This is a genomic window from Rhodococcus sp. Z13, assembly GCF_025837095.1.
GTDB lineage: Bacteria > Actinomycetota > Actinomycetes > Mycobacteriales > Mycobacteriaceae > Rhodococcus > Rhodococcus sacchari.
The window spans coordinates 2,441,926-2,465,359 of the sequence record NZ_CP107551.1; the positions used below are offsets into that span (position 1 = coordinate 2,441,926).

The window sequence follows — 23,434 nt, forward strand, 5'->3', positions numbered from 1 at the left end:
CACCCACCGTCACCAGCACATCCGACGTCCCCGCCGTCAGCGCGACGTCCCCCACCCGCACGGAGTCCGACTCCGGTTCGGAGGGCTCCTCTAGTCGGCCGGGCACCGCGCCCGGCCAGACCCCGACCCGAGCGGACCGGCTCCGATGACCGTTCTGCTCGACATCGCCGCCCTGCTCGGCTTCGTCGCCCTGACCGCCGGCACGGCCCTGTTCGTCGCCGCCGAGTTCTCGCTGACCGCCCTCGAACGCAGCGCCGTCGACGCCCGCGCCCACCACGGCGACCGCCGCGCCCGCCAGGTGCAGCACGCCCACCGGACCCTGTCCTTCCAGCTGTCCGGGGCGCAGCTCGGCATCACCATCACCACGCTGATCACCGGCTACCTCGCCGAACCGATCCTCGCCCGCTTCCTCACCCCGCTGCTCGACGCGGCAGGTCTCGGCGCCACCGCCGCCGCCACCGTGTCGTTGATCCTGGCGCTGCTCATCGCGACGTCGTTCTCCATGGTCTTCGGCGAACTCGTCCCCAAGAACATCGCGATCGCCCGCCCCATGGGCACCGCCCGCGCCACCGCCGGCCTGCAGATCGGGTTCTCGCTGCTGTTCAAATGGGCCATCCTCGGCCTCAACGGCACCGCCAACCGCATCGTGCGGCGCCTCGGCATCGAACCAGCCGAGGAACTGCGCTCGGCGCGGTCCCCGCAGGAACTCGGCTCCCTCGTGCGCGCCTCGGCGCGCAGCGGCACCCTCGACGAGAGCACCGCCCGCCTGGTCTACCGGTCACTGCAGTTCGGCGACCGCACCGCCGAGGACCTCATGACCCCCCGGGTCACCGTCGAGGCCCTCGACCGGCAGGCCACCGTCCTCGACCTGATCGACCTGTCCGCCCGCACCGGCTACTCCCGCTTCCCCGTCGTCGACGGTGACCTCGACGCCCCCCTCGGCGTGGTGCACATCAAACACGCGTTCACCGTGCCCGCCGGCGCCCGCGCCACCACCACCGTCGGCAGCCTCGCCCGCCGCATCCCCACCGTGCCGTCCACCCTCGACGGCGACACCGTCATGGAACGCGTCCGCTCCGACGGCATGCAGGTCGCACTCGTCGTCGACGAATACGGCGGCACCGCCGGGCTCATCACCATGGAGGACCTCATCGAGGAGATCGTCGGAGACGTCCGCGACGAACACGACGAGACCGAACTCGACGCCCACCGTGCCGGCGACGGCTGGTCCTGCACCGGCCTGCTGCGCATCGACGAGGTCGCCCAGCTCACCGGCTACCACGCCCCCGACGGCGACTACGAGACCCTCGCCGGGCTGATCCTCACCGAACTCGGCCGCATCCCCGCCGTCGACGACGAGGTGCAGCTGCCACTGCGCCGCGACCGCCGCGACCGCACCTGGTACGCCCGCATCCTCGAGATGGACGGGCACCGTATCGACCGGGTTCTGCTCGTCCCCGGCGCCGCCCCCGACCCCGAGGACCCGGACACCGCCGAACCCGGCGACGACGAGGCGGGTGAGCGGCGATGAACGACTGGCTCGCCCTCGCCTTCGCGATCCTGCTGCTCGCAGGCAACGCCTTCTTCGTCGGCGCCGAGTTCTCCCTCATCACCGTGCGCCGCGACCGGCTCGAGACACTGCTCGCCCAGGGCAAGACCCGGGCCCGCACCGTCATCGAGGCCGGCGAACACCTCTCGCTCATGCTCGCCGGCTCGCAGCTCGGCATCACCATCTGCTCGATCCTGCTCGGCCGCGTCGCCGAACCCGCCATCGCGCACCTGATCGAGACCCCGCTGCACGCCGTGGGCCTGCCCGACGGGCTGCTGCACCCGATCGCCTTCGCGCTCGGCCTGTCGATCGTGGTGATCGCCCACATCCTGCTCGGGGAGATGGTGCCGAAGAACATCGCCATCGCCGGCCCCGAACGCATGGCCATGCTGCTCGTGCCCGTGCACCTGCTGTTCATGCGCCCGGCCCGCCCGGTCATCGCGTTCTACAACCTGTGCGCCAACGCCACCCTGCGCGCCGTGCGCATCGACCCCAAGGACGAACTCGACAGTTCCGTCTCCGCCGTGGAACTCACCGAGATGATCGGCGAATCCCGCTCGGAGGGGCTGCTCGACGAGGAGGAACACCGCCGGCTCACCCGGGCACTGGCCACCGGCGGCCGCACCGTCGCCGACATCATGATCCCCCTCGCCCGGGTACGGACCGTGCCCGTCACGGCGCGCGGCACCACCCTCGGGGTGGTAGAGCAGGCGGTCACCGCCACCGGCTACTCCCGCTACCCCACCCGACGCACCGACGGCACCATCACCGGCTACGTGCACATCAAGGACGTGCTCGACCTCGTGCGCGAGGAATCGACCGGCCCCGACACCGTGGTGCCGCTGGCGCTGATCCGGACGCTGCCCACCGTCGCCGCCGAATACGGACTCGACGAGGCCCTGGCGGTGCTGCGCGACACCAATGCGCACCTCGCCGGAGTGAGCGACGCCACCGGGACACTACGGGGCATCGTGGCGCTCGAGGACCTCGTGGAAGAGTTCGTGGGGACGGTGCGCGACGCCACCCACCGGGTCCCCGACCCGCCGGCATCCCGGGCCCCCGACCCGCAGGGACCGACCCCGACCGACCCGGTGCAGCACCGTCCCAGCTGACCGAGCCCGACCCGAGCGAACGAGGACGATGACCCCCGACGCCCCGCCCACACCACGGATTCTCGACGAGGCCGAGTGGACGGCCCGCCGCGACCGGCACCACACCGCGGCCGACGATCTGCTCGCCGGGCACGTGCAGCGGCGCGCGGCGGGCGAGAAGCATCCGGTGCACGACTTCCTGTTCACCTACTACAGCCTGCGGCCGAGCCAGCTGCGCCGCTGGCATCCGGGCTTCGGCAGGGTGCTGCTCGGCGCAGCGGCGGTGCGCGAGTACCGGGACCATCCGGGCTACGAGCGGGTCGTGGTCGACGGCACCGTCGGGGTGCGGGTGGCCGAGCATGTGCTCGACCGGCGGTTCGAGACGGTGGAGTTCGTGGCCGGGCTGCTCGCGGCGACGGCGGCGCGGCCCCCGCAGCTCGGGTGCTTCGGCCTGCACGAATGGGCGATGGTGTACCGGGTGGGCGACGACGGGGTGCGGCACTCGGCGGTGCCGCTGCGGCTCGGCCATGCCGGCATCGACGCGGTGGTGGAATCAATGCAGTTACGGTGCACCCATTACGACGCGTTCCGGTTCTTCACCCCCGAGGCCGCGCCCCGCAACGCCACGGGGCTCACCCGGGAGGACCAGCTCGGCAGCGAGCAGCCGGGCTGCCTCCACGCCGGCATGGATCTGTACAAGTGGTGTTACAAATTGCTGCCGCTCACCGACTCCGACCTGCTCCTGCGCTGCTTTCGGCACGCGTCCGCAGCCCGTGAACTCGACATGCGGGCGAGCCCGTATGATCTTCAGGACTACGGCTACTCGCCCATCAGGATCGAGACTGCATCCGGACGCGCACAGTACGTCCGCGAGCAGTCGGCGCTCACCCGAGGCGCCGCAACTCTTCGCGAAGAGCTGCTGAATCGATGTACCGCCCTGCGTGCGCACCGAACCTCCGCGCCGCTACCTACCGGCGGGTAACATTAGCGACGATTTCTCGTGCGGCCGGAGTCTGTCCGGTCGCACAGCGAACCGGAAAGAGTGAGGGTGATGACAGAACGCGTGCAGGTCGGCGGACTCCAGGTCGCACAGGTCCTCTACGACTTCGTCAACAACGAAGCCATCCCCGGCAGCGGGGTCGACGCCGAGACCTTCTGGGCCGGCGCCGACAAGATCATCCACGACCTCGCCCCGCGCAACCGCGAGCTGCTCGCCAAGCGCGACGAGCTGCAGACCAAGATCGACGGCTGGCACCGCGACCGCGCCGGACAGCCCCACGACCCGGTCGCCTACAAGGCCTTCCTCGAGGAGATCGGCTACCTCGTCCCGCAACCGGAGCCGTTCACCGTCGGCACCGAGAACGTCGACGCCGAGATCGCCGAGACCGCCGGCCCCCAGCTGGTCGTGCCGGTGCTCAACGCCCGCTTCGCCCTCAACGCCGCCAACGCGCGCTGGGGCTCGCTCTACGACGCCCTCTACGGCACCGACGTCATCGGTGAAGAGGGCGGCGCCGAGAAGGGCACCGGCTACAACAAGGTCCGCGGCGACAAGGTCATCGCCTGGGCCCGTGACTTCCTCGACAAGGCCGTCCCGCTCGCGCAGGGCTCGCACCGCGACTCCACCGGCTACACCATCGACGGCACCGAACTGAAGGTCGCCCTCGCCGACGGCACCGTCACCGGCCTGGCCCAGCCCGACAAGCTCGTCGGCTACCTCGGCGACAAGAGCGCCCCCTCCTCGGTGCTGCTGCGCAACCACGGCCTGCACATCGACATCCAGATCGACCCGGCCTCCCCGATCGGCAGCACCGACCCGGCCGGCGTCAAGGACGTCGTCCTCGAATCCGCCGTGACCACCATCATGGACTTCGAGGACTCCGTCGCGGCCGTCGACGCCGACGACAAGGTCGTCGGCTACCGCAACTGGCTCGGCCTCAACCGCGGTGACCTGTCCGAGTCCTTCGACAAGGGCGGCAAGACCCTCACCCGCAGACTGAACCCGAACCGCACCTACACCGCGCTCGACGGCAGCGAGCTCGAACTGCACGGCCGTTCCCTGCTGTTCGTCCGCAACGTCGGTCACCTCATGACCAACCCGGCGGTGCTCGACCGCGACGGCAACGAGGTGCCCGAGGGCATCCTCGACGCGCTGATCACCAGCCTGTGCGCCATCCACGGCCTGCACACCGACGAAGCCCACGGCCCGCTCGCCAACAGCCGCACCGGCTCGATCTACATCGTCAAGCCCAAGCAGCACGGCCCCGAGGAATCCGCCTTCACCACCGAGCTGTTCGGCCGCGTCGAAGAGGTCCTGTCGCTGCCGGCCAACACCCTCAAGGTCGGCATCATGGACGAGGAGCGGCGCACCACCGTCAACCTCGCCGCCTGCATCAAAGCCGCATCCGACCGCGTGGTGTTCATCAACACCGGCTTCCTCGACCGCACCGGCGACGAGATCCACACCTCCATGGAGGCCGGCCCCGTCGTCCGCAAGGCCGCCATGAAGCAGCAGCGCTGGATCGCCGCCTACGAGGACTGGAACGTCGACACCGGTCTGGCCTGCGGGCTGCAGGGCAAGGCCCAGATCGGCAAGGGCATGTGGGCCATGACCGACCTCATGCGCGACATGGTCGAGCAGAAGATCGCCCAGCCCAAGGCCGGCGCCAACACCGCCTGGGTGCCCTCGCCCACCGGCGCCACCCTGCACGCCACCCACTACCACGAGGTCGACGTCTTCGCGGTCCAGAACGAGCTCAAGGGCAAGGCCCGCGCCACCGTCGACGACATCCTCACCATCCCCCTCGCCGAGAACCCGAACTGGAGCGACGAGGAGAAGCGCGAGGAACTCGACAACAACTGCCAGTCCATCCTCGGCTACGTCGTGCGGTGGATCGACCAGGGCGTCGGCTGCTCCAAGGTGCCCGACATCCACGACGTCGCGCTCATGGAGGACCGCGCCACCCTGCGCATCTCCAGCCAGCTGCTCGCCAACTGGATCCGCCACGACGTGGTCAGCGCCGACGACGTCGTCGCCGCCCTCGAGCGGATGGCCCCGGTCGTCGACCGCCAGAACGCCGGCGACCCGGCCTACCGGCCGATGGCCCCGAACTTCGACGACAGCATCGCCTTCCAGGCCGCCAAGGAACTCATCCTCGAAGGCACCAAGCAGCCCAGCGGCTACACCGAGCCGATCCTGCACCGCCGTCGCCGCGAGTACAAGGCCAAGTACGCCTGATCCGCACCGACACCGGGCAGGGCCCCGATCCACACCGGATCGGGGCCCTGCCCCTTTCCGGGTACCTCACCTCCCCGACCCCCGGCCCCGCATCCCGCACCCCGCCCCCGACGCTCATTAGACTCGGCGGGCGGACCGACAAACGAAACGAGGCGAACGAACAGGTGGGCGGGCGACATCGCGGCGACGGACGCCGAGGAATCAGCACCAGCGTCATCGTGCTCGCACTGAGCGCAGTACTCATCGTCCTCGCGGTGTTCGGCTGGTTCCGGCTCCGCGACCGCGCCGACAGCGAAGCCGCCGTCGCCGCCGAGACCTGCGTCGAAGGCGACGCCGTGCTGTATCTCGCGGCCGACCCCCTCATCGCCCCGGCCCTCGCCGAACTCGCCGACCGCTGGACCACCGACGCCCCCCGCGTCATCCGCGACCACTGCGTCACCGCCGAGGTCCTCGCCGTCGACAGCCTCGACGCCGCCAACACCCTCACCGGCGACGCCTGGGACCCGGCCCTCGGCCCCGAACCCGCCCTGTGGGTCCCGCTCGACACCCGCTTCACCGCCCGCACCCCCGACGCGATCGACGGCACCCCCCGCTCCCTCGCCACCTCCCCGGTCGTCCTCGCCGTCCCCACCGACCTCGGCCGCGCCTTCACCGGCGCCGCGCTGCGCTGGCAGGACCTGCCCGCCCTCCAGAGCGACCCCGCCGCCATGCGCGAACTCGGCCTCGAGATCTGGGGCAGCCTCGGCCTCGCCCTGCCCACCGGCAGCGACACCCACGCCACCACCCTCGCCCTCGAAGCGGTCACCGCCGCCGTCACCGACGCCGGCACCGGACCGGTCACCCTCGAACAGGCCGCCACCCCCGACGCCATCACCGCCGTGAGCACCCTCGCGCTCGGCGCCGACACCCTCGGCGCGATCGGCAGCACCGGCGACGTCCTCACCGCGCTCGGCACCCGCACCGACACCGGCGCCCCCATCCACGCGGTGCCCGTCGTCGAACAACGCCTGCTCCAGGCCCTCACCGACAAGCAGGTCCGCGGCCTCACCGGACACCTCCCCCTCGGCGCCACCCCCCTCGTGGACTTCCCCGCCGCGGTCGTCGACGCCCCCTGGGTCGACGAGACCCTCGCCCGCGCCGCCGCCGAGTTCACCGACTACGTCCGCCGCCCCGAACAGGCCGACGTGCTCACCGGCCACGGCTTCCGCACCGGCGACGCCACCCCCGAATCCGCCGGGGAACTGCCACTGCCCCGCATCGACGAGACCCTCGCCCCGGCCGACCCCCGGGTCGACGAAGTGCTCGTCTCGCTGCGCCTGGCCCCGGTCACCCCCCGCAAGATCACCCTGGTCGTCGACACCTCCACCTCGATGGGCACCCCCGCCGGGGACGGCACCCGGCTCACCGCCACCGCCGACGCCGTCCGCGAGGTCGTACGCCGCGCCTCCACCAACTCGGTGATGGGCATGTACGTCTTCGACGACGCCGACCCCGGTCACCGCGTCGCCGTGATCCGCGACGGCCTCACCGCATCGAAGCGCGCGGCGCTGTCCACCGCGCTCGACGACATCCCCCTCACCGAGCGGGAGCCGGTCTACGCGACCGTCACCGCCGCCTACCGTGACGCCGTCGACAAGTACGATCCGGACCGCCCCAACTCGGTGCTGGTCGTCGTCGACAGCACCGACGGGGATCGTGCGGCGGCCGACCAACTGCTCGCCGCGATCCGCGAGCTGCGCTCCCCCGACAAGCCGGTGCGGATCGACGTCGTGGTGCTCGGGGAGGATGTCGAGGAGACCGACGCGCTCGAGCAGGCCGCCGACGACACCGAGGGTTCCTTCACCGTCGTCGATCCCGCCGAGTCCGCCGACCTCACCGACCTCCTCCGAAAGCTGGCGTCCTGACCGTGCTCAGACTGCTCGTCGTGGGGGTCTTCCTCGCGCTCATCACCTTCTGGCTGCACCGTCGGCTCGTCCGCGCCCCCGGTCTCACCGGCCCGGCCGCGTTCACCGCCGACCTCGCCCTGGCGGTGATGTTCGCACTCATCCTCGGTGCCTCGCTGGTCGGCACCACCCTCGACCCGTCCTGGGCCCGGCCGATCGGCTACCTCGGCTGGTCCTGGCTCGCGGTGGTGCTGTATCTGGTGCTCGGCTGCATCGTCGTCGGCCTCGTCCGGCTGGTACTGCGACTCGCCCGGCGCGGCCGCACCGAGAACGACCCGGACGGGACCCCGAGCCGCGGACTGCGGATCGCCACCGCGGTGCTCGTCGTCGGGGCCGTCGCCGCCGTGGTCTACGGGACCGTCGAGGCCGACCGGCCCCGCACCGTCACCGTGCCCGTCGCCCTCGACGACCTTCCCGCCGGCTTCGACGGGCTGCGGATCGCGCTGGTCACCGACCTGCACGTCGGGCCCGCCCGCGGCGCCGACTTCGTCCGGCAGGTCGTCGAGCAGGTGAACGCGCAGCAACCCGACCTGATCGTGCTCGGCGGCGACCTCGCCGACGGCACGGTCGAACTCGTCGGCTCCGACCTCGAACCACTGCGCGACCTGCAGGCCCCGCTCGGAGTATTCGGTGTCAGCGGGAACCACGAGTACTACTCCGACGACGCCGAGTCCTGGCTCGACCACTGGGAGACCCTCGGTGTACGGACACTGCGCAACGAACACGTCGTCCTCGAACGCGGCGGCGACGTCGTCGCCCTCGCCGGCGTCCACGACTACACCGCCACCGACCCCCACCACCCCGACATGCCCGCGGCTCTCGACGGCATCGCCGCCGGTACCCCGGTGATCCTCGCCGCCCACCAGCCCCGCCACGTCGACGAGGCCCGCGAACTCGGCGTGGACCTGCAGCTGTCCGGCCACACTCACGGCGGTCAGATGTGGCCGCTGCGGCCGTTCGTCGCGCTCGCCAACCCCACCGTCACCGGTCTCGACCGCTTCGGCGACACACAGATCTACACCTCGCAGGGCACCGGCGCGTGGGGGCCGCCCGTCCGTGTCGCCACACCTCCCGAGGTCACGATCCTCGAACTGACCGGAGCCTGATCCGCCCGCTCCTTGATGGGTGAGGTTCGTCGTCAAGGAGGTGGAGTTTTGTATTCCTATGTTTTCCGTCCTGTACGAACATTCATCGGACCGAATTCGGGGTCGGTGGTCCTGCCACCGACCCCGAACCGCCGTCAGTTGCTGTAAGCCTCCAGCGGCGGGCACGAGCACACCAGGTTCCGGTCACCGTGCGCCCCGTCGATGCGGCGCACCGCCGGCCACACCTTGGCGCGCCGCTTCCCCATCGGGAACACGGCGATCTCCCGCGAGTACGGATGATTCCACTCGCCCACCAGGCATTCCGCGGTGTGCGGCGCGCCGCGCAGCGGGTTGTCGTCGACGGGCCACTCCCCTGCCCCGACCCGGTCGATCTCCCCACGGATCGAGATCATCGCGTCGATGAACGCATCGAGCTCGTCCAGGTCCTCGCTCTCGGTCGGCTCGACCATGAGGGTGCCCGCGACCGGGAAGCTCATCGTCGGCGCGTGGAAGCCGTAGTCCGCCAGCCGCTTGGCGACGTCGTCGACGGTCACCCCCGTGGCCTTGGTGATCGGCCGCAGATCGAGGATGCACTCGTGCGCGACCATGCCGTTCTCCCCCGTGTACAGCACCGGGAAGTACTCGTCGAGGCGCCGCGCGATGTAGTTGGCCGACGCGATGGCCGTCAGCGTCGCGCGACGCAACCCCTGCGCGCCCATGAGCTTGATGTACGCCCAGGTGATCGGCAGGATCGACGCCGACCCGTAGGGCGCCGCGGAGACCGGTCCGGCACCGCCGAGACCCGGCACGGCGGGATGCCCCGGCAGGTAGGGCGCCAGGTGTGAACGGACACCGATCGGGCCGACACCCGGTCCGCCGCCACCGTGCGGGATGCAGAAGGTCTTGTGCAGGTTCAGGTGGCTCACGTCGCCGCCGAACTTCCCGGGCCGCGCGAGACCGACGAGCGCGTTGAGGTTCGCGCCGTCGATGTACACCTGACCGCCTGCGTCGTGGACGGCACCGCAGATCTCGGCGATGTCGTGCTCGTAGACACCGTGCGTGGACGGATAGGTGATCATGATCGCGGCCAGGCGGGGGCCGTGATCGGCGATCTTCGCGCGCAGGTCGTCGAGGTCGACGTCCCCGTTCTCGCGGCACGCGACGACCTCGACGCGCATGCCCGCCATCACAGCGGAGGCGGCGTTGGTGCCGTGCGCGCTCGACGGGATCAGGCAGATGTCGCGGTCGGTGTCGCCGCGGTCGAGGTGGTAGTGGCGGATCGCGAGCAGCCCCGCGTACTCGCCCTGGCTGCCGGCGTTCGGCTGCAGGCTCACCGCGTCGTAGCCGGTGACCGCCGCGAGCCAGCCCTCGAGGTCGGCGATGAGCTGCCGGATGCCCTCGGTCTGCTCGACCGGGGCGAAGGGATGCAGGCCGGCGAACTCGGGCCAGGTGATCGCCTCCATCTCGGTGGCGGCGTTGAGTTTCATGGTGCACGACCCGAGCGGGATCATCGTGCGGTCGAGGGCGAGGTCCTTGTCGGACAGCCGCCGCAGGTAGCGCATCATCGCGGTCTCGGTGCGGTAGCGGGTGAACGCCTCGTGCTGCAGGAACGCGCTGGTGCGGGCCAGCGACGCCGGGAGCGCCGTACCGGTCTCGACGGTCTCCGCGGCGGAGGCCCCGAAGGCGGCGAGCACCGCGTCGACGTGGGCGGCGGTGGTGGCCTCGTCGCAGGAGACGGACACGTGGTCGTCGTCCACACGGAACAGGTTGATGCCGGCCTCGAGGGCCGCGGCGAGCACCGCGTCGGCGCGGCCCGGGACCCGGACCAGGACGGTGTCGAAGAAGTCCTCGTGCACGACCTCCACCCCGGCGGCGCGCAGTCCGTCGGCGAGGCGGCGGGCGTGCCCGGCGACGCGGCGGGCGATCGCGGTCAGGCCCTCGGCGCCGTGGTACGAGGCATACATGGCGGCGAGCACGGCCAGCAGCACCTGCGCGGTGCAGATGTTGCTGGTGGCCTTCTCACGGCGGATGTGCTGCTCACGGGTCTGCAGAGCGAGGCGGTAGGCGGGATTGCCGTCGGCGTCGACGGACACGCCCACGAGGCGGCCGGGCAGGGTGCGGGTGTGGGCGCTGCCCACGGCGAGGTAACCGGCGTGCGGGCCGCCGAAGCCCATCGGCACACCGAAACGCTGGGTGGTGCCGAAGCACGCGTCGGCGCCCTGCTCCCCCGGCGGGGTGAGGAGGGTCAGGGCCAGCAGGTCGGCGCCGACGGCGACGAGGGCGCCGCGCTCGTGGGCGGCCGCGATGATCGGGGCGGCGTCGACCACACGGCCGGACGCGCCGGGGACCTGCAGGATCACGCCGAAGAAGTCGCCTTCCGGCAGGCCCTCGCCGAGGAGGTCGGCGGTGACGATCTCGATGCCGAGCGGCTCGGCGCGGGTCGCGAGGACGGCTGCGGTCTGCGCGAACAGGTCGACGTCGACGACGAGGCGGGGGCTCTTGGACTTGCGGTTCGCGCGGCGCAGCAGGGTCATCGCCTCCGCGGCGGCGGTGGCCTCGTCGAGCATCGACGAGTTCGCGATCTCCATGCCGGTCAGGTCGGCGACCATCGTCTGGAAGTTGAGCAGCGCCTCGAGGCGGCCCTGGCTGATCTCCGGCTGGTAGGGGGTGTAGGCGGTGTACCAGGCGGGGTTCTCGATGATGTTGCGCAGCAGTACCGGCGGGGTGAGGGTGTCGTAGTAGCCCTGGCCGATCATCGAGGTGCGCACGACGTTGCGGGCGGCGAGGGCCTTCAGCTCGGCGAGGACGTCGTGCTCGGAGGCCGGCGGGTCGAGGACGTCGAGTCCCGTAGGGGTGCCGGAGGTGTCGTCGAGGATGGCCGCGGGGAGTGCCGCGGCGGCGAGGGCGTCGAGGGAGTCGACGCCGACGACGTCGAGAATGCGGCTCAGGCCCGCGGTGTCGGGGCCGATGTGGCGGTCGGCGAAGTTCGAGGTGACGGCATCTGTCATCGCAGCTCCCGGGCTGGTCGGCGAGGTCCACGCCCGCGCACGGTTGCGCGGTGTGCTTCCTCCCCCTCTGTCGTGAGCTCGCGAGGCGAGCGCCTGAGAGATTCGGCCGCCAGTGCCTTTCCCCGTGGGCGGGCGGGTGCTCCCACCGCTTTCCAGAGACGTCGATGCCCACGCGGTCCCGGTTGCCTGAGAGATTGACGGGGAGGTGCTGCTCCTTCGGCGCCCGGATCGGTGTCCGGGACTCTCCCGCGTGACGGCGACGCGCTGTCGATTCTAGATCACGCCCTGGGGGCTCCGGCACGCCACGAACGGCCGGAAGTGTGCTGTCGGTGACATTCAGCCGATACGGCGGTTGATGCGTTCGCGGCGACGCGAGGCGAGTTCGTCCTCGGGGCGCTGTTCCACTCCGCCGCCGTCGGCGCGTTCGGCGGGGAAGTCGGCGATGCTGCCGGTCAGTTCGCGCATCGCCCCGCTGACGGCGATCCCGAAGACGCCCTGACCGCCCTGCAGCAGGTCGACGACCTCTTCGGGCGACGTACATTCGTAGACGGTGGTGCCATCGGAGAACAGGGTGATCTTCGCGAGGTCGCGGACACCGCGGCTGCGGAGATGGTCGACGGCGACACGGATGTTCTGGAGCGAGACGCCGGTGTCGAGAAGTCGTTTGACGATCTTGAGGACGAGGATGTCCTTGAACGAGTACAGTCGCTGACTGCCGGATCCGGCTGCGCCGCGGATCGACGGGACGACGAGGTTGGTGCGGGCCCAGTAGTCGAGCTGGCGGTAGCTGATGCCCGCGATCTGGCATGCGATGGGCACTCGGTATCCGACGAGCTCATCGGGTACCGAGTCGTCGGGAAACAGACCCGGCTGGACCTCGTCGACGTCGTGCATCTGCGGCGCCGGATTGGAACGGTCGCCGGTATCGACGCCGAGTGGCTGTCCCTTCGTCCGATCTCGCACTGCTGTGACTTCCTCTCGCGCGCCCCGTTGTGCCTCGCAACGATCGATGGGCGGACCCCCACCACATCCGATCATCGAGCGCTCTCAGGCTCACCGAGTGATCCACTGCGGATTCACTCAGCGTACGCTCCGGTACCGGACGCTGGGCTGCAACACGCCGACCGGAAAGGCAACCTTCGACACTACCCCTGCTTCGGTCCGCGCGCTCGTCGAGCACGCGCCGTCGCCTGTGCGACCGCGCGAACGGCTCTCACCCGTCCGTCGCCTTGAAGTCGTCCGGCGAGACCGAATCGAGGAATTCCTTGAACTTCTCCACCTCGTCCTCGCGTTCGTCCGGCATCACCAGACCCGCCTCGGCGAGCACCGGCTCCTCCACGAAGACCGGGGCGCCGACGCGCAGGGCCACCGCCACCCCATCGGAGGGCCGGCACGACACCCGCATCCCGTCGTCGAAGACGAGATCCGCGTAGAAGGTGCCCTCCTGCAGGTCGACGATGCGCACCTCGACCAGGTTGTGGCCGAACACGTCGAGGAGATTCTTGATCAGGTCGTGGGTGAGCGGGCGTGCCGGCTCGACCCCCTGCTGTTCGAGCGCGATCGCCGTCGCCTCGTTCTGCCCGATCCAGATCGGCAGGTAACGTTCCCCGTCGACCTCCCGCAGCAGCAGGACGGGCTGGTTCTGCGGCTGTTCGATACGAATGCCCACTATCCGCATCTCGCTCATCGCGGTGCCTCCGTCCTGCTGCTCGCCGGTGGTGTGGACCACCCCGGCATGCTGCCAGGAATTCTAGTGAACTCCCGGGGATCCGTCAGGTGCCGAGACTCACCCCGGCATCGTCGTCAGCGGTCCAGCGCGCCCTGCACCGCCGCCTTCACCAGGCAGGTGTGCAGGGTCAGCGACAGCGCCGCCAGTTCGCGGACCATCTCCTCGGCCCGCTGCCGTGCTCCCGCGTCGCGTCCCTTCGCGACCGGCCCGGCGATCTGCGCCACGAGCGCGGCCTCGCGGTCGGCGGCGAGCTTGAACGCCCGCAGGTGCCGCACCTCGAGACCGAACTCCGACATCGCCTTGACGGTGCGGGCGAGCAGCACCGCGTCCTCGTCGAAGAAACCGGCCGGGCCGGGCCTGAGCAGCCCGGCCCCCACCAGTTCGGTGACGAAGGCCGGGTCGATGCCGGCGCGCTCGCACAGATCGTCGCGGCTGACCCGGACCTCCCGGTCGCTGCGCAGATCCTCCGGCGAGACCTCCCCACGGGCGACCGCGAGGGGACGCGGCCGCTTGACGCGGGTGTCGACCGAGCCCACGGTGGCGGCACCGCGGTCGATGGCCTCGAGCTGCTCCTTGATGACCTTGAGCGGGAGGTACTGGTCGCGCTGGGCGGTGAGCACGTACCGCAGACGCTCGCAGTCGGCGATCGAGAAGCGACGGTAGCCGGAGGGGGTGCGCTCCGGGCTGATCAAGCCCTCCGCTTCGAGGAACCGGATCTTCGAGATCGTCACGTCCGGGAACTCCGGCCGCAGATGGTCGAGCACCGCCCCGATCGACATGCCGGCCGCGGCCGGCTGGCGAGCTGCGGTCATCAGCTACCTGCGCCCTGGGTGCCCCGGGGACCGGTCAGGAAGACCAGACGGAACTTGCCGATCTGCACCTCGTCGCCGTTGGCGAGGACCGCCGAGTCCACCGGCTCGCGGTTGACGTAGGTGCCGTTGAGGCTTCCCACGTCGACGACCTGGAACTGGCCCTCGTCCTGGCGGAACTCGGCGTGCCGACGGCTGACCGTCACGTCGTCCAGGAAGATGTCGCTGTCGGGATGCCGCCCGGCCGAGGTCGTCGGCTGATCGAGCAGGAAGCGCGATCCCGCGTTGGGTCCGCGCTTGACCACCAGCAGTGCCGACCCGGCGGGAAGCCCCTCGACGCCCGAGACGGGAGTCTCCGTCGTCGACGCGCCCGCGCCCTCCACCTCGTTCAGGAAGTCGGCGCGAAATACCGAAGTGGTCTCTGCAGGAGTCTCCTCGTAGCCCGCGTTGCCGTTCTCGCTCACCGTTTCTCCTTATCCGTTCGGCCGCCCGGGGGTGTACCCGGACGACCGCTGATTCGTTCGCCCCGCTCACATCCCGACACGGCACACGCCATATCCGACCGTACCCCGCGCGGGGGTACCGGTGCAGACAGTCGGGTCACGTTACCGGCGGGATGCTCAGCCTTCCGTGATACCGCGGTAACCGTCGGCGTCGAGCGCCTGCGCGAGGGCCTCGTCGAGCTCGCTCTCGCTGCCCACCTCCACGTCGACGAGCCAGCCCTCCTCGTACGGGCTGCTGTTGACGAGTTCGGGGTTCGCGTCCAGATCGGCGTTGACCGCAACGACCTTCGCGGTCAACGGAGCGAAGACGTCCGAGACGCTCTTGGTCGACTCGACCTCGCCGAAGGACTCCCCGGCGGTGATCTCCGAGCCGGTCTCCGGGAGCTGGACGAAGACGACGTCACCGAGCTGGGCCTGCGCGTAGTCGGTGATCCCGATCCGTGCGGTCGTCGCACCCGTTCTGCGCACCCATTCGTGCTCCGCGGTGTATCGCAGGTCGGCGGGTGCCGCAAAGTCACTCAAGACAGGTCCTTTCGAGGACGACGTTCGACCGGAACGTCGGGTTCAGTTTCCGGGCTGAGCGTATTGGCGTGGTTCGATCTCCCGCAAGGCGGACACGTCCACCTGCGGAAACTGCTGCACGGTCAATGATCCGCCCGCGCGGGCGACCGTGTCGACCACTCCGCCGGGAATGTTCAGCGCCGCCGCGAGAGTCGGCCCGTCGCCGATCGCGGTGACGGTATAGGGCGCGTCGAGCCGGCGGTCGTCGACGGTGATCTCCCCGCCCGCGCCGGTGACCCACGAATCCACGCCGATGCGGACGGTTTCGCCGTTGCTCCCGGCGATCTGCATCGTGTCGGCGCCCGCCGCGCGCAGTTCCTGGATCAGGTCGAGCAGCACCTCCGAGCCGACACCACCGCGCGGGTCGTCGACGGTGAGCACCACCCCGGGTCCGGTGGCGGGTTCGGTGCCGAGCTGGATCGACAGTGTGTACAGCCGGGCGCGGGCCTCCTCGAGGGCGGCTTCGGAGCCCTCCTGCTCGAGACTCGAGAGGATGCGCTCGAGGTCGGTGATCTCCTGGCGCAGTGCCGCTTCGCGGCGGTTGAGGTTGTCGAGGAGCACCAGCAGGTCGGCGGGCCGGGCCGAGTCGAGAGCGTCGCCGGTGCCGGTGGTGCGGACCTGGGTGGCGATACCGATGCCGAGCAGCACGATCAGGATCCCGGCGAGCACCACGAAGACGGGTTTCGAACGGGGCGAGGGGGTTCGGGGTTCGGTCACGGCTCAGGCCCCGAAGAGCCGGCGGCGCAGGGCCGCGGCGTTGCCGAAGATGCGGATGCCGAGGACGACGATGACGGCGGTGGACAGCTGGGTGCCCACGCCGAGTTGGTCGCCCAGCCACACGATCAGGGCTGCGACGAGCACGTTGAAGACGAACGAGACGACGAAGACCTTGGCGTCGAAGATGTCGTCGAGATAGGCGCGCAGGCCGCCGAAGACGGTGTCGAGGGCGGCGACCACGGCGATGGGCAGGTAGGGCTGGACGATGTCGGGGACCTGCGGGCGGAACAGGATGCCGGCGGCGATGCCGATCGCCAGTGCCAGGACCGCGTAGAGCGCACGACCGTGTTCGAGCCGCTTCACCTGTACCCCGTTTCTCCGCTGCTGCCGAGTTTCCGGACCGCGGCGGCCGGAAGCTCGAGCTCGTCTTCCTCGGTGAGGGTGAAGCCCACCCCGTAGAGCTGCTGGATGCCGGCGATGCGCAGATAGGCGTCGCTGACGACGAAGGACGTCTGCAGCCGGGAGGGTGAGCCCACCGCCGACACCGTGTAGGGCGAGAATACGGGCCGGTTGTCGACGAGCATCGCTCCCCCGGCCTGCCGGATGGTCACGCCCGGGCCGACCCGCACGTCGCCCACGGCGATCGCCTCGGCGCCGGCGGCCCACAGGGCGTTGACGACGGCCTGCAGGTCGCGGTCGAGGACGACGGCGCTGGGGCGGTCGGTGCGCCGGGTGGCGTCGGACAGGTTCGGCGGCGCGGCGGGTTCGGCGAGGGTGACGATGAGGCCGGGTCCGCGGACCGGTACCGCGGCCGCGGCGGTCTCGGCCTCGCGGAGTTCGTCGAGGACGGTGCCGCCGCCGTTCTCGGGGACGAGGGCGGCGCGGCGTTCCTCGATCGCAGCGTCGAGTTCGTCACGGCGTGCGGTGAGATCGGCGACGCGATCCTCCCCCGCGTGCAGGGAGTCGAGGATCTCGGTGCGGGTGCGGTCGGCCCCGGCTTCGGTGGAGTCGTTCTGGGCCCAGGCGACACCGAGGACGAGGCCGGTGAGCAGGGTGCCGGCGGCGAGCCACACGCGCGCCGCGCGCGGGGAGGTGCCGGGGCGGCCGGTGGCCCGGTCGGCGGCGGCCGCGGCGTAGCCGGGATCGAGGTGCTCGGTGAGCAGGGACCGGAGCAGCGACGGGACCGGGTTGCGCCGGATGCGTTCCCAGTTGCGGCTCATGCGGTCATTTCCGGAGGGGGACGACGCGGGCGGTGGCGACGGCCTGGGCGAGGTAGAGCGCCCCGGTCCACACGTACAAGGCGGTGCCCCAGATCAGGGCGGCCCAGCCGAGCGGTTGGGCGACGGGTTCCCAGGCGGGCACGGCGACCGCGGCGAGCAGCAGTGGCAGCGCGCACATGAGCAGGAAGGTGGCGCCCTTGCCGAGATAGAGCACGGCCGGCGGCGGCAGGTCGCGGCGGCGGTAGACGGCGAGGGTGGGCGCGAGGACGAGTTCGCGGCCGACGAGGATCACCGCGATCCACCACGGCACGATGTCGCGGGCGACGAGCGCGACGAGGGTGGCGACGATGTAGAGGCGGTCGACGGCGGGGTCGAGGAGGGCGCCGAGGCGGGAGGTCTGGTCGAGCAGGCGGGCGAGTTTGCCGTCGGCCCAGTCGGTGAAACTGCTCGCGGCGAGCAGGATCAGGGCCCAGACGTCGGCGTGGGTGACGAGGACGAGCCAGAGGAAGACGGGGACGCCGATGAGCCGGAGCAGGCTCAGCGCGTTGGGCACGGTGAGGATGCGGTCCGTGCCGCGCGCGTCGGCGGTTCCGGTCGCCTCGGTCATGGTGTGTCGATTCCTCGCTGTCGGCAGTGCGGTCGCGGGGTGTGCGCGGCCGCAGGGTGCTCTCCAGCCTTGCACAGGCGCGTGGGAGCCCCGGTGGGGTGTCAGCGCCAGGCGAAGACGGGTTGTTCGAGTCCGTCGATGCGGGTGTGGCGGCCGCGCAGGGCGATCTCGCGGAACTGGTAGACCACGGCGGCGGTGGGTGCGTGCACGAGGTGGCCGCAGAAGGGCCACTGGATCACGGGCTTGTCCGATTCGGGGATGGTCACGAAGCGGGGTTCGGCGTCGAGTTCGTCGGCGGTGACGGAGAAGAGCACGTCCACTTCGTCGGGGTTCGGGGTCAGGTCGGTGACGGCGACGTCCGCCCGGACGACGAAGGGGGACATGACGTAGCCGGAGCGGGTGACGTAGTCGTCGAGCCTGCCGACGATGTGCTCGGGGGCGAGTTCGAGGCCGAGTTCCTCGTGGAGTTCCCGCAGGGCGGCCTGTTCGGGGGTCTCCCCTTCGTCGAGGCGTCCTCCGGGCAGCGCGAACTGTCCGGGATGGGCGCGCAGCCGGGTGGGCCGGCGGGTGAGGGGCATGACGGGGTTGCCGGTGCCGTCGTCGAGGACGGCGACGACCACGGCGGCGTGGCGCCGGCCCTCGAGGGGCAGGCGGCGCGAGTCGAATCCGTCGAGGGCCGCGGTGAGGCGGTCGCGGTCGAGGGGGTGGGGATCGGCCATGCGTCGACCCTAGTGTGTGGATCCGGCTGTGTGGATCCGGCTGTCCGGCTGTGTGGATCCGGTCGCGGGCGGCGGACCTCACCGTCCCGGCTGGGGGTGTGGGCGAGCGGCCGAGAGGAATTGATTCTGCATTTCTCGTTGTTCCGTTCCATGCGGATTCTGTCTCGGGTGGGGGTTTTCCGCCCGCACCGACCGCCCCCTCGCCATAGTGGTCGCAACGACAGCGGTCGCACCCGAAAGGATCCGCATGAACGACGCCCCCGCCGGCCTCGATCCCCGCGTCTTGGAGAAGTACCTGGCGACCTCCTCCCCCGGCCTGTTCCACGGTCCGCTCGAGGCGCGGCTGATCAGCGGCGGCCGATCCAATCTCACCTACGAAGTGACCGACGGCGAACGCCGGCTGGTGCTGCGCCGTCCCCCGCTCGGGCACGTGCTGGCCACCGCGCACGACATGGGACGCGAGTACCGGGTCATGACCGCGCTGGCGGGCACCGCGGTGCCGGTCCCCCGCACACATCTGCTGTGCGAGGACACCTCGGTGCTCGGCGCCCCCTTCTATCTCATGGAGCTGGTCGAGGGCACGCCCTATCGCACCGCCGAGCAACTCGAACCGCTCGGCGCCGCGCGCACACGGGTGATCTCCGAGCGGATGGTGGACACGCTCGCGGCGCTGCACTCGGTGGACCCCCGGGAGGTGGGGTTGGGCGATTTCGGCCGGCCACAGGGCTTCCTGGCCCGGCAGGTGCGTCGCTGGGCGACACAGCTCGAGCACTCGCGCAGCCGTGAGCTCACGGGCGCGGAGGAACTGCACCGGCTGCTGCTCGAGAATCTGCCGGCCGACGGCGAGGCGGGCATCGTGCACGGCGACTACCGGCTCGACAACGTGCTCGTCGACGACCGCGACGAGGTGGTCGCGGTGCTGGACTGGGAGATGGCCACCCTCGGCGATCCGGTCACGGACGTGGCACTGCTGCTGATCTACCAGCGCCTCGCCCGGGCGGAGACCGAGTTCCCCGTGTCGACGGTGTCGCGGGCGCCGGGCTTCCTCGGCGACGACGCACTGCTGGCGCGTTACGAGGCCGCCGGCGGACGGGACCTGTCGGACATGGCGTTCCATCTCGGGCTGGCCTGCTTCAAGCTCGCCGTGATCCTGGAGGGGATCTACTTCCGGTTCACGCAGGGCAAGACGGTCGGTGCGGGCTTCGAGGAACTCGGGCGCGGGGTCGAACCGCTGCTGAGCGAAGGGATCGCGGCGCTGACCGGGGCGTCACCGGCGCGGTGACACAGGCACGGATTCCACCGGCGCGGTGACACAGGCAGGCACAGTGATCCGAGCGCGGGTGTCGCCGCCCGGCGGTACGCTCCGCGCATGCCGCATCCGGTGATGTTCGACGACGCCGACCCGCTGCTGGCGCGGGTCCGGGAGCTGGCGCTGGCGCTGCCCGGCGCGCACGAGAAGATCTCGCACGGCCGTCCGTTCTTCTCCACCCGGACGGCGTTCGCGGTGTACGGCGGCTCCGAGAAGGGCACGCGCACAGCGTTTCCCCACTCGATCATCGTCAAGCCCGACGAGGAGGAGCGCCGCGCGCTGCTCGAGGAGCCGCACACCTACCTGCCGATGTACTTCGGCCCCGCCGGCTGGGTCGGCTACGACCTCGATCGCCCGGCGGTGGACTGGACCGAGGTGGCCGAGCTGCTCGACATGTCCTTCCGGGAGACAGCGCCCGTACGGCTGGTGCGCGAACTCGACGCCCGCCACGCCTGACTTCCCCCACGCCCGTCCCGCCACGGCCGACGTGCGCTGCGCCGCGCGGCGTCAGCCCTGCTGGTCGCCGATGCTCACCATCCACGAGATGCCGAAGCGGTCGGTGCACATCCCGAACAGGTCGCCCCAGGGGGCGCGTTCGAGGGGCAGGTCGACGCGTCCGCTGCCGCTGAGGGCCTCCCAGTAGCCGCGCAGGGTCTCCTCGTCGTCGCCGCTGAGCGAGAGCGCGAAGTTGGTGCCGGGGGTGCAGTCCATGCCCTGCGGGGTGTCGGAGGCCATCAGGACGAAGCCGCGGGCGGTGGTGAGCATCGAGTGCATCACCTTGTCGTTCTCGCTCGGATCGTCGGTGGCGTGCATGTCGCCGAAGGTGCTGATCTCCAGCTCGCCGCCGAGCACCGAGCGGTAGAACTCCATCGCCGGCCGGGCGGAGTCGCGGAAGGACAGATACGGGTTGAACCGGACAGCCATGATGCTTCCTCTCCCGAGATGTCGGACGGTTCCCATCGTGACGCATCCCACAGACATCCGGGAGGGTTGCCCGACCATCCACCGGGGCCCGGAAACGGCGGAACCCCGGTGAGAGAATCTCTCACCGGGGTTCCGCCTCGGTCGGGCTGACAGGATTTGAACCTGCGACCACTTGACCCCCAGTCAAGTGCGCTACCAAGCTGCGCCACAGCCCGTCCGCGCTCTCTCCGAGCGCTCTCAGAGATTACAACAGGAACGAACCGAAACGCTAATCGGCTGGTCAGCGGCACTTTCCGGGCCGCGCTCCGCGGCTACTTGCGGCGGGGGCGCTTCTCGCGGACCCGCACCGAGATGCGTACGGGGCTGCCGTCGAAGCCGAACTCCTCACGCAGGCGGCGTTCGAGGAAGCGCCGGTAACCGGCCTCGAGGAAGCCGGTGGTGAACAGCACGAAGGTCGGGGGCCGGGTGGCGGCCTGTGTGGCGAAGAGCACACGCGGCAGCCGGCCGCCGCGCATCGGCGGCGGGGTGGCCGCGACGACCTCCTTGAGCCAGGTGTTGAGCCGGCCCGTGGAGATGCGCTTGTCCCACGACTCGAGGGCGGTCTCCATCGCCGGGACGAGCTTCTGCACGGCCCGCCCGGTCTTCGCGGAGATGTTCACCCGCGACGCCCACGGCACCCGCGACAGGTCGCGTTCGATCTCGCGGCCGAGTTCGTAGCGGCGGTCCTCGTCGACGAGATCCCACTTGTTGAACGCGATCACGAGGGCCCGCCCGGATTCGACCACCATCGTGATGACCCGCTGGTCCTGCTCGGTGATGGGCTGGGAGGCGTCGATGAGCAGTACCGCCACCTCGGCGGCGTCGATCGCCGCGCGGGTGCGCAGCGACGCGTAGTACTCGGCACCGGAGGCGTGCGAGACCCGCTTGCGCAGACCGGCGGTGTCGACGAAGCGCCACGGCTTGTCGCCGAGTTCGACGATGGAGTCGACGGGGTCGACGGTGGTGCCGGCGACGTCGTGGACCACCGAGCGTTCGTCGCCGGAGAGCTTGTTGAGCAGGCTCGACTTGCCGACGTTCGGCTTGCCGACCAGCGCCACGCGCCGCGGTCCCTCTCCCCCGCTGCCTTCACGCGGGGTGGCCGGGAGCTTGGCGAGCAGCTCGTCGAGCAGGTCGCCGGTGCCGCGGCCGTGGGTGGCCGACACCGAATAGGGCTGGCCGAGGCCGAGGGACCACAGGGCGGCCGCTTCGGCCTCGAGCCGGTCGTCGTCGACCTTGTTGGCGACGAGCAGTACCGGGGTCTTGGAGCGGCGCAGCACCTTGGCGACGGCCTCGTCGACGGCGGTGGCGCCGACGGTGGCGTCGACGACCACCAGGATGGCGTCGGCGGTGCGCATGGCGACCTCGGCCTGCCGGGCGACGGACTGCTGCATGCCCTTGGCGTCGGGTTCCCAGCCGCCGGTGTCCTGCACCATGAAGCGGCGGCCGTTCCAGGACGCCTCGTAGGACACCCGGTCGCGGGTGACGCCGGGGACGTCCTCGACGACGGCTTCGCGGCGGCCGATGATGCGGTTGACGAGGGTGGACTTGCCGACGTTGGGACGTCCGACCACCGCGACGGTGGGGACGGGCACGAACTCCTCGAGGTCGCCGCCCTCGGTGAACTCGATGTCCCAGTCGGCTTCCTCCGACCAGGTGCCGTCGCCGTCGAACGCGGTGTCGGCGTATTCGGTGCTCAGGTCGTCGCTCACAGCTTCGCTCCAGTCTGGTCGGCGACCACCGCGACCAGTGCGGCGATCACCTCGTCGATGTTCATGTCGCTGGTGTCCACGACGACCGCGTCGTCGGCCGCGCGCAGCGGGGACACCGCGCGGGTCGAGTCGAGGTGGTCGCGGCGCTGGACCGCGGCGAGAACCGCCTCGTAGTCGTCGCCGCGTCCTTCGGCGATGTTCTGGTTGTTGCGCCGGTGGGCCCGGGCCTCCGCGGAGGCGGTGAGGAAGATCTTCACGTCGGCGTCGGGGAAGACCACGGTGCCGATGTCGCGGCCCTCGATCACGACGCGGTGTTCGGCGCGGCCGAGGCGGCGCTGCGCCTCGACGAGGAGGGTGCGGACCTCGGGGACCGCCGAGACGGCGGAGACCGCGGCGGTGACCTCGGCGCCGCGGATGATCTCGCGCACGTCCTCCCCGTCGAGGCGGATGTCCTCGACGGTGGGGTCGGTGCCGATCGACCAGGGCAGGTCGGCGGTGACGGCGGCGATCGCGGCGGGGTCGGTCAGATCGGTGCCGCGGCGCAGGGCGTGCAGTGTCGCGATCCGGTACATGGCGCCGGTGTCGAGATAGGCGGCGCCGAGATGCTGCGCGAGGCGCTTGGAGACGGTGGACTTGCCGGTGCCCGAGGGCCCGTCCATGGCGACGAGCAGGGCGGC

Annotated in this window: 22 protein-coding genes, 1 tRNA gene and 1 riboswitch; of the genes, 8 read left to right on the forward strand and 15 right to left on the reverse strand. The window is 70.8% G+C overall.

The annotated features are described in order from the left end of the window. Positions 1-145: 145 nt before the first annotated feature. From OED52_RS11135 to OED52_RS11160, 6 genes are all read left to right on the forward strand, one after another. Complete coding sequence (locus OED52_RS11135) at positions 146-1,531, forward strand: hemolysin family protein (protein WP_264150973.1); 1,386 nt, start codon at positions 146-148, stop codon at positions 1,529-1,531. Continuing rightward, complete coding sequence (locus OED52_RS11140; protein WP_264150974.1) at positions 1,528-2,661, forward strand: hemolysin family protein; 1,134 nt, start codon at positions 1,528-1,530, stop codon at positions 2,659-2,661. The genes OED52_RS11135 and OED52_RS11140 overlap by 4 nt, the downstream gene beginning before the upstream one ends. Positions 2,662-2,689: 28 nt before the next feature. Next, complete coding sequence (locus OED52_RS11145) at positions 2,690-3,622, forward strand: 3-methyladenine DNA glycosylase (protein ID WP_264150975.1); 933 nt, start codon at positions 2,690-2,692, stop codon at positions 3,620-3,622. Between the two features lie 69 nt (positions 3,623-3,691). Continuing rightward, positions 3,692-5,875, forward strand: coding sequence for a malate synthase G (locus OED52_RS11150; protein ID WP_264150976.1), 2,184 nt, complete (start codon positions 3,692-3,694; stop codon positions 5,873-5,875). Positions 5,876-6,093: 218 nt separating this feature from the next. Next, positions 6,094-7,779: a substrate-binding and VWA domain-containing protein gene (locus OED52_RS11155; protein ID WP_264150977.1), complete on the forward strand. Its 1,686-nt coding sequence runs from the start codon at positions 6,094-6,096 to the stop codon at positions 7,777-7,779. Positions 7,780-7,781: 2 nt separating this feature from the next. Further along, positions 7,782-8,924 (forward strand): metallophosphoesterase, encoded by a 1,143-nt coding sequence (locus tag OED52_RS11160; protein WP_264150978.1) that lies wholly within the window; start codon positions 7,782-7,784, stop codon positions 8,922-8,924. A 134-nt stretch (positions 8,925-9,058) separates the two neighbouring features. Here the strand turns inward: OED52_RS11160 and gcvP are convergent, their stop codons facing one another. The 11 genes from gcvP to OED52_RS11215 form a co-directional block, all read right to left on the reverse strand. Continuing rightward, positions 9,059-11,911: an aminomethyl-transferring glycine dehydrogenase gene (gene gcvP / locus OED52_RS11165; protein WP_264150979.1), complete on the reverse strand. Its 2,853-nt coding sequence runs from the start codon at positions 11,909-11,911 to the stop codon at positions 9,059-9,061. A 163-nt stretch (positions 11,912-12,074) separates the two neighbouring features. Next, positions 12,075-12,170, reverse strand: a riboswitch (glycine riboswitch). Between the two features lie 77 nt (positions 12,171-12,247). Next, entirely contained in the window at positions 12,248-12,874 is a 627-nt protein-coding gene (locus tag OED52_RS11170; protein WP_413247647.1) for a MerR family transcriptional regulator, read from the reverse strand. 250 nt (positions 12,875-13,124) lie between these two features. Beyond that, positions 13,125-13,598, reverse strand: coding sequence for a bifunctional nuclease family protein (locus OED52_RS11175; RefSeq protein ID WP_264154657.1), 474 nt, complete (start codon positions 13,596-13,598; stop codon positions 13,125-13,127). A gap of 116 nt (positions 13,599-13,714) precedes the next feature. Further along, entirely contained in the window at positions 13,715-14,452 is a 738-nt protein-coding gene (ftsR, locus tag OED52_RS11180) for a transcriptional regulator FtsR (protein ID WP_264150980.1), read from the reverse strand. Continuing rightward, complete coding sequence (gene garA, locus OED52_RS11185) at positions 14,452-14,913, reverse strand: glycogen accumulation regulator GarA (protein ID WP_264150981.1); 462 nt, start codon at positions 14,911-14,913, stop codon at positions 14,452-14,454. The genes ftsR and garA overlap by 1 nt, the downstream gene beginning before the upstream one ends. Positions 14,914-15,069: 156 nt before the next feature. Then, on the reverse strand, positions 15,070-15,474 hold the full coding sequence (gene gcvH / locus OED52_RS11190; RefSeq protein ID WP_264150982.1) for a glycine cleavage system protein GcvH: 405 nt from the start codon (positions 15,472-15,474) through the stop codon (positions 15,070-15,072). 42 nt (positions 15,475-15,516) lie between these two features. After that, a complete protein-coding gene (locus OED52_RS11195; RefSeq protein WP_264150983.1) occupies positions 15,517-16,230 on the reverse strand; it encodes a DUF881 domain-containing protein in 714 nt (237 codons plus the stop codon). Between the two features lie 3 nt (positions 16,231-16,233). Continuing rightward, the gene (locus OED52_RS11200) at positions 16,234-16,593 is read right to left on the reverse strand and encodes a small basic family protein (protein ID WP_264150984.1); all 360 of its coding nucleotides are present in this window, start codon (positions 16,591-16,593) and stop codon (positions 16,234-16,236) included. Further along, the gene (locus tag OED52_RS11205) at positions 16,590-17,450 is read right to left on the reverse strand and encodes a DUF881 domain-containing protein (RefSeq protein WP_264150985.1); all 861 of its coding nucleotides are present in this window, start codon (positions 17,448-17,450) and stop codon (positions 16,590-16,592) included. The genes OED52_RS11200 and OED52_RS11205 overlap by 4 nt, the downstream gene beginning before the upstream one ends. Positions 17,451-17,454: 4 nt before the next feature. Next, positions 17,455-18,057: a CDP-alcohol phosphatidyltransferase family protein gene (locus OED52_RS11210; protein ID WP_264150986.1), complete on the reverse strand. Its 603-nt coding sequence runs from the start codon at positions 18,055-18,057 to the stop codon at positions 17,455-17,457. Between the two features lie 101 nt (positions 18,058-18,158). After that, positions 18,159-18,776 carry an NUDIX hydrolase gene (locus tag OED52_RS11215; RefSeq protein ID WP_264150987.1) on the reverse strand — a complete coding sequence of 206 codons (618 nt, stop codon included), beginning with the start codon at positions 18,774-18,776 and terminating at the stop codon, positions 18,159-18,161. A 247-nt stretch (positions 18,777-19,023) separates the two neighbouring features. Here OED52_RS11215 and OED52_RS11220 point away from each other — a divergent pair, with 247 nt between their 5' ends. After that, positions 19,024-20,058: a phosphotransferase family protein gene (locus OED52_RS11220; protein ID WP_264150988.1), complete on the forward strand. Its 1,035-nt coding sequence runs from the start codon at positions 19,024-19,026 to the stop codon at positions 20,056-20,058. An 87-nt stretch (positions 20,059-20,145) separates the two neighbouring features. Next, positions 20,146-20,541 carry an MmcQ/YjbR family DNA-binding protein gene (locus OED52_RS11225; protein WP_264150989.1) on the forward strand — a complete coding sequence of 132 codons (396 nt, stop codon included), beginning with the start codon at positions 20,146-20,148 and terminating at the stop codon, positions 20,539-20,541. A gap of 51 nt (positions 20,542-20,592) precedes the next feature. On the opposite strand, the gene OED52_RS11230 is transcribed toward OED52_RS11225, so the two are convergent. From OED52_RS11230 to cmk, 4 genes are all read right to left on the reverse strand, one after another. After that, positions 20,593-21,009, reverse strand: a complete 417-nt coding sequence (locus OED52_RS11230) for a VOC family protein (protein WP_264150990.1) — start codon at positions 21,007-21,009, stop codon at positions 20,593-20,595. A gap of 141 nt (positions 21,010-21,150) precedes the next feature. Further along, positions 21,151-21,224: transfer RNA gene (locus tag OED52_RS11235), tRNA-Pro, on the reverse strand. A 96-nt stretch (positions 21,225-21,320) separates the two neighbouring features. Further along, positions 21,321-22,757, reverse strand: coding sequence for a ribosome biogenesis GTPase Der (gene der / locus OED52_RS11240; protein WP_264150991.1), 1,437 nt, complete (start codon positions 22,755-22,757; stop codon positions 21,321-21,323). Beyond that, positions 22,754-23,416: a (d)CMP kinase gene (cmk, locus tag OED52_RS11245; protein ID WP_264154658.1), complete on the reverse strand. Its 663-nt coding sequence runs from the start codon at positions 23,414-23,416 to the stop codon at positions 22,754-22,756. Before cmk ends, der begins: the two co-directional genes overlap by 4 nt. Positions 23,417-23,434 lie beyond the last annotated feature (18 nt).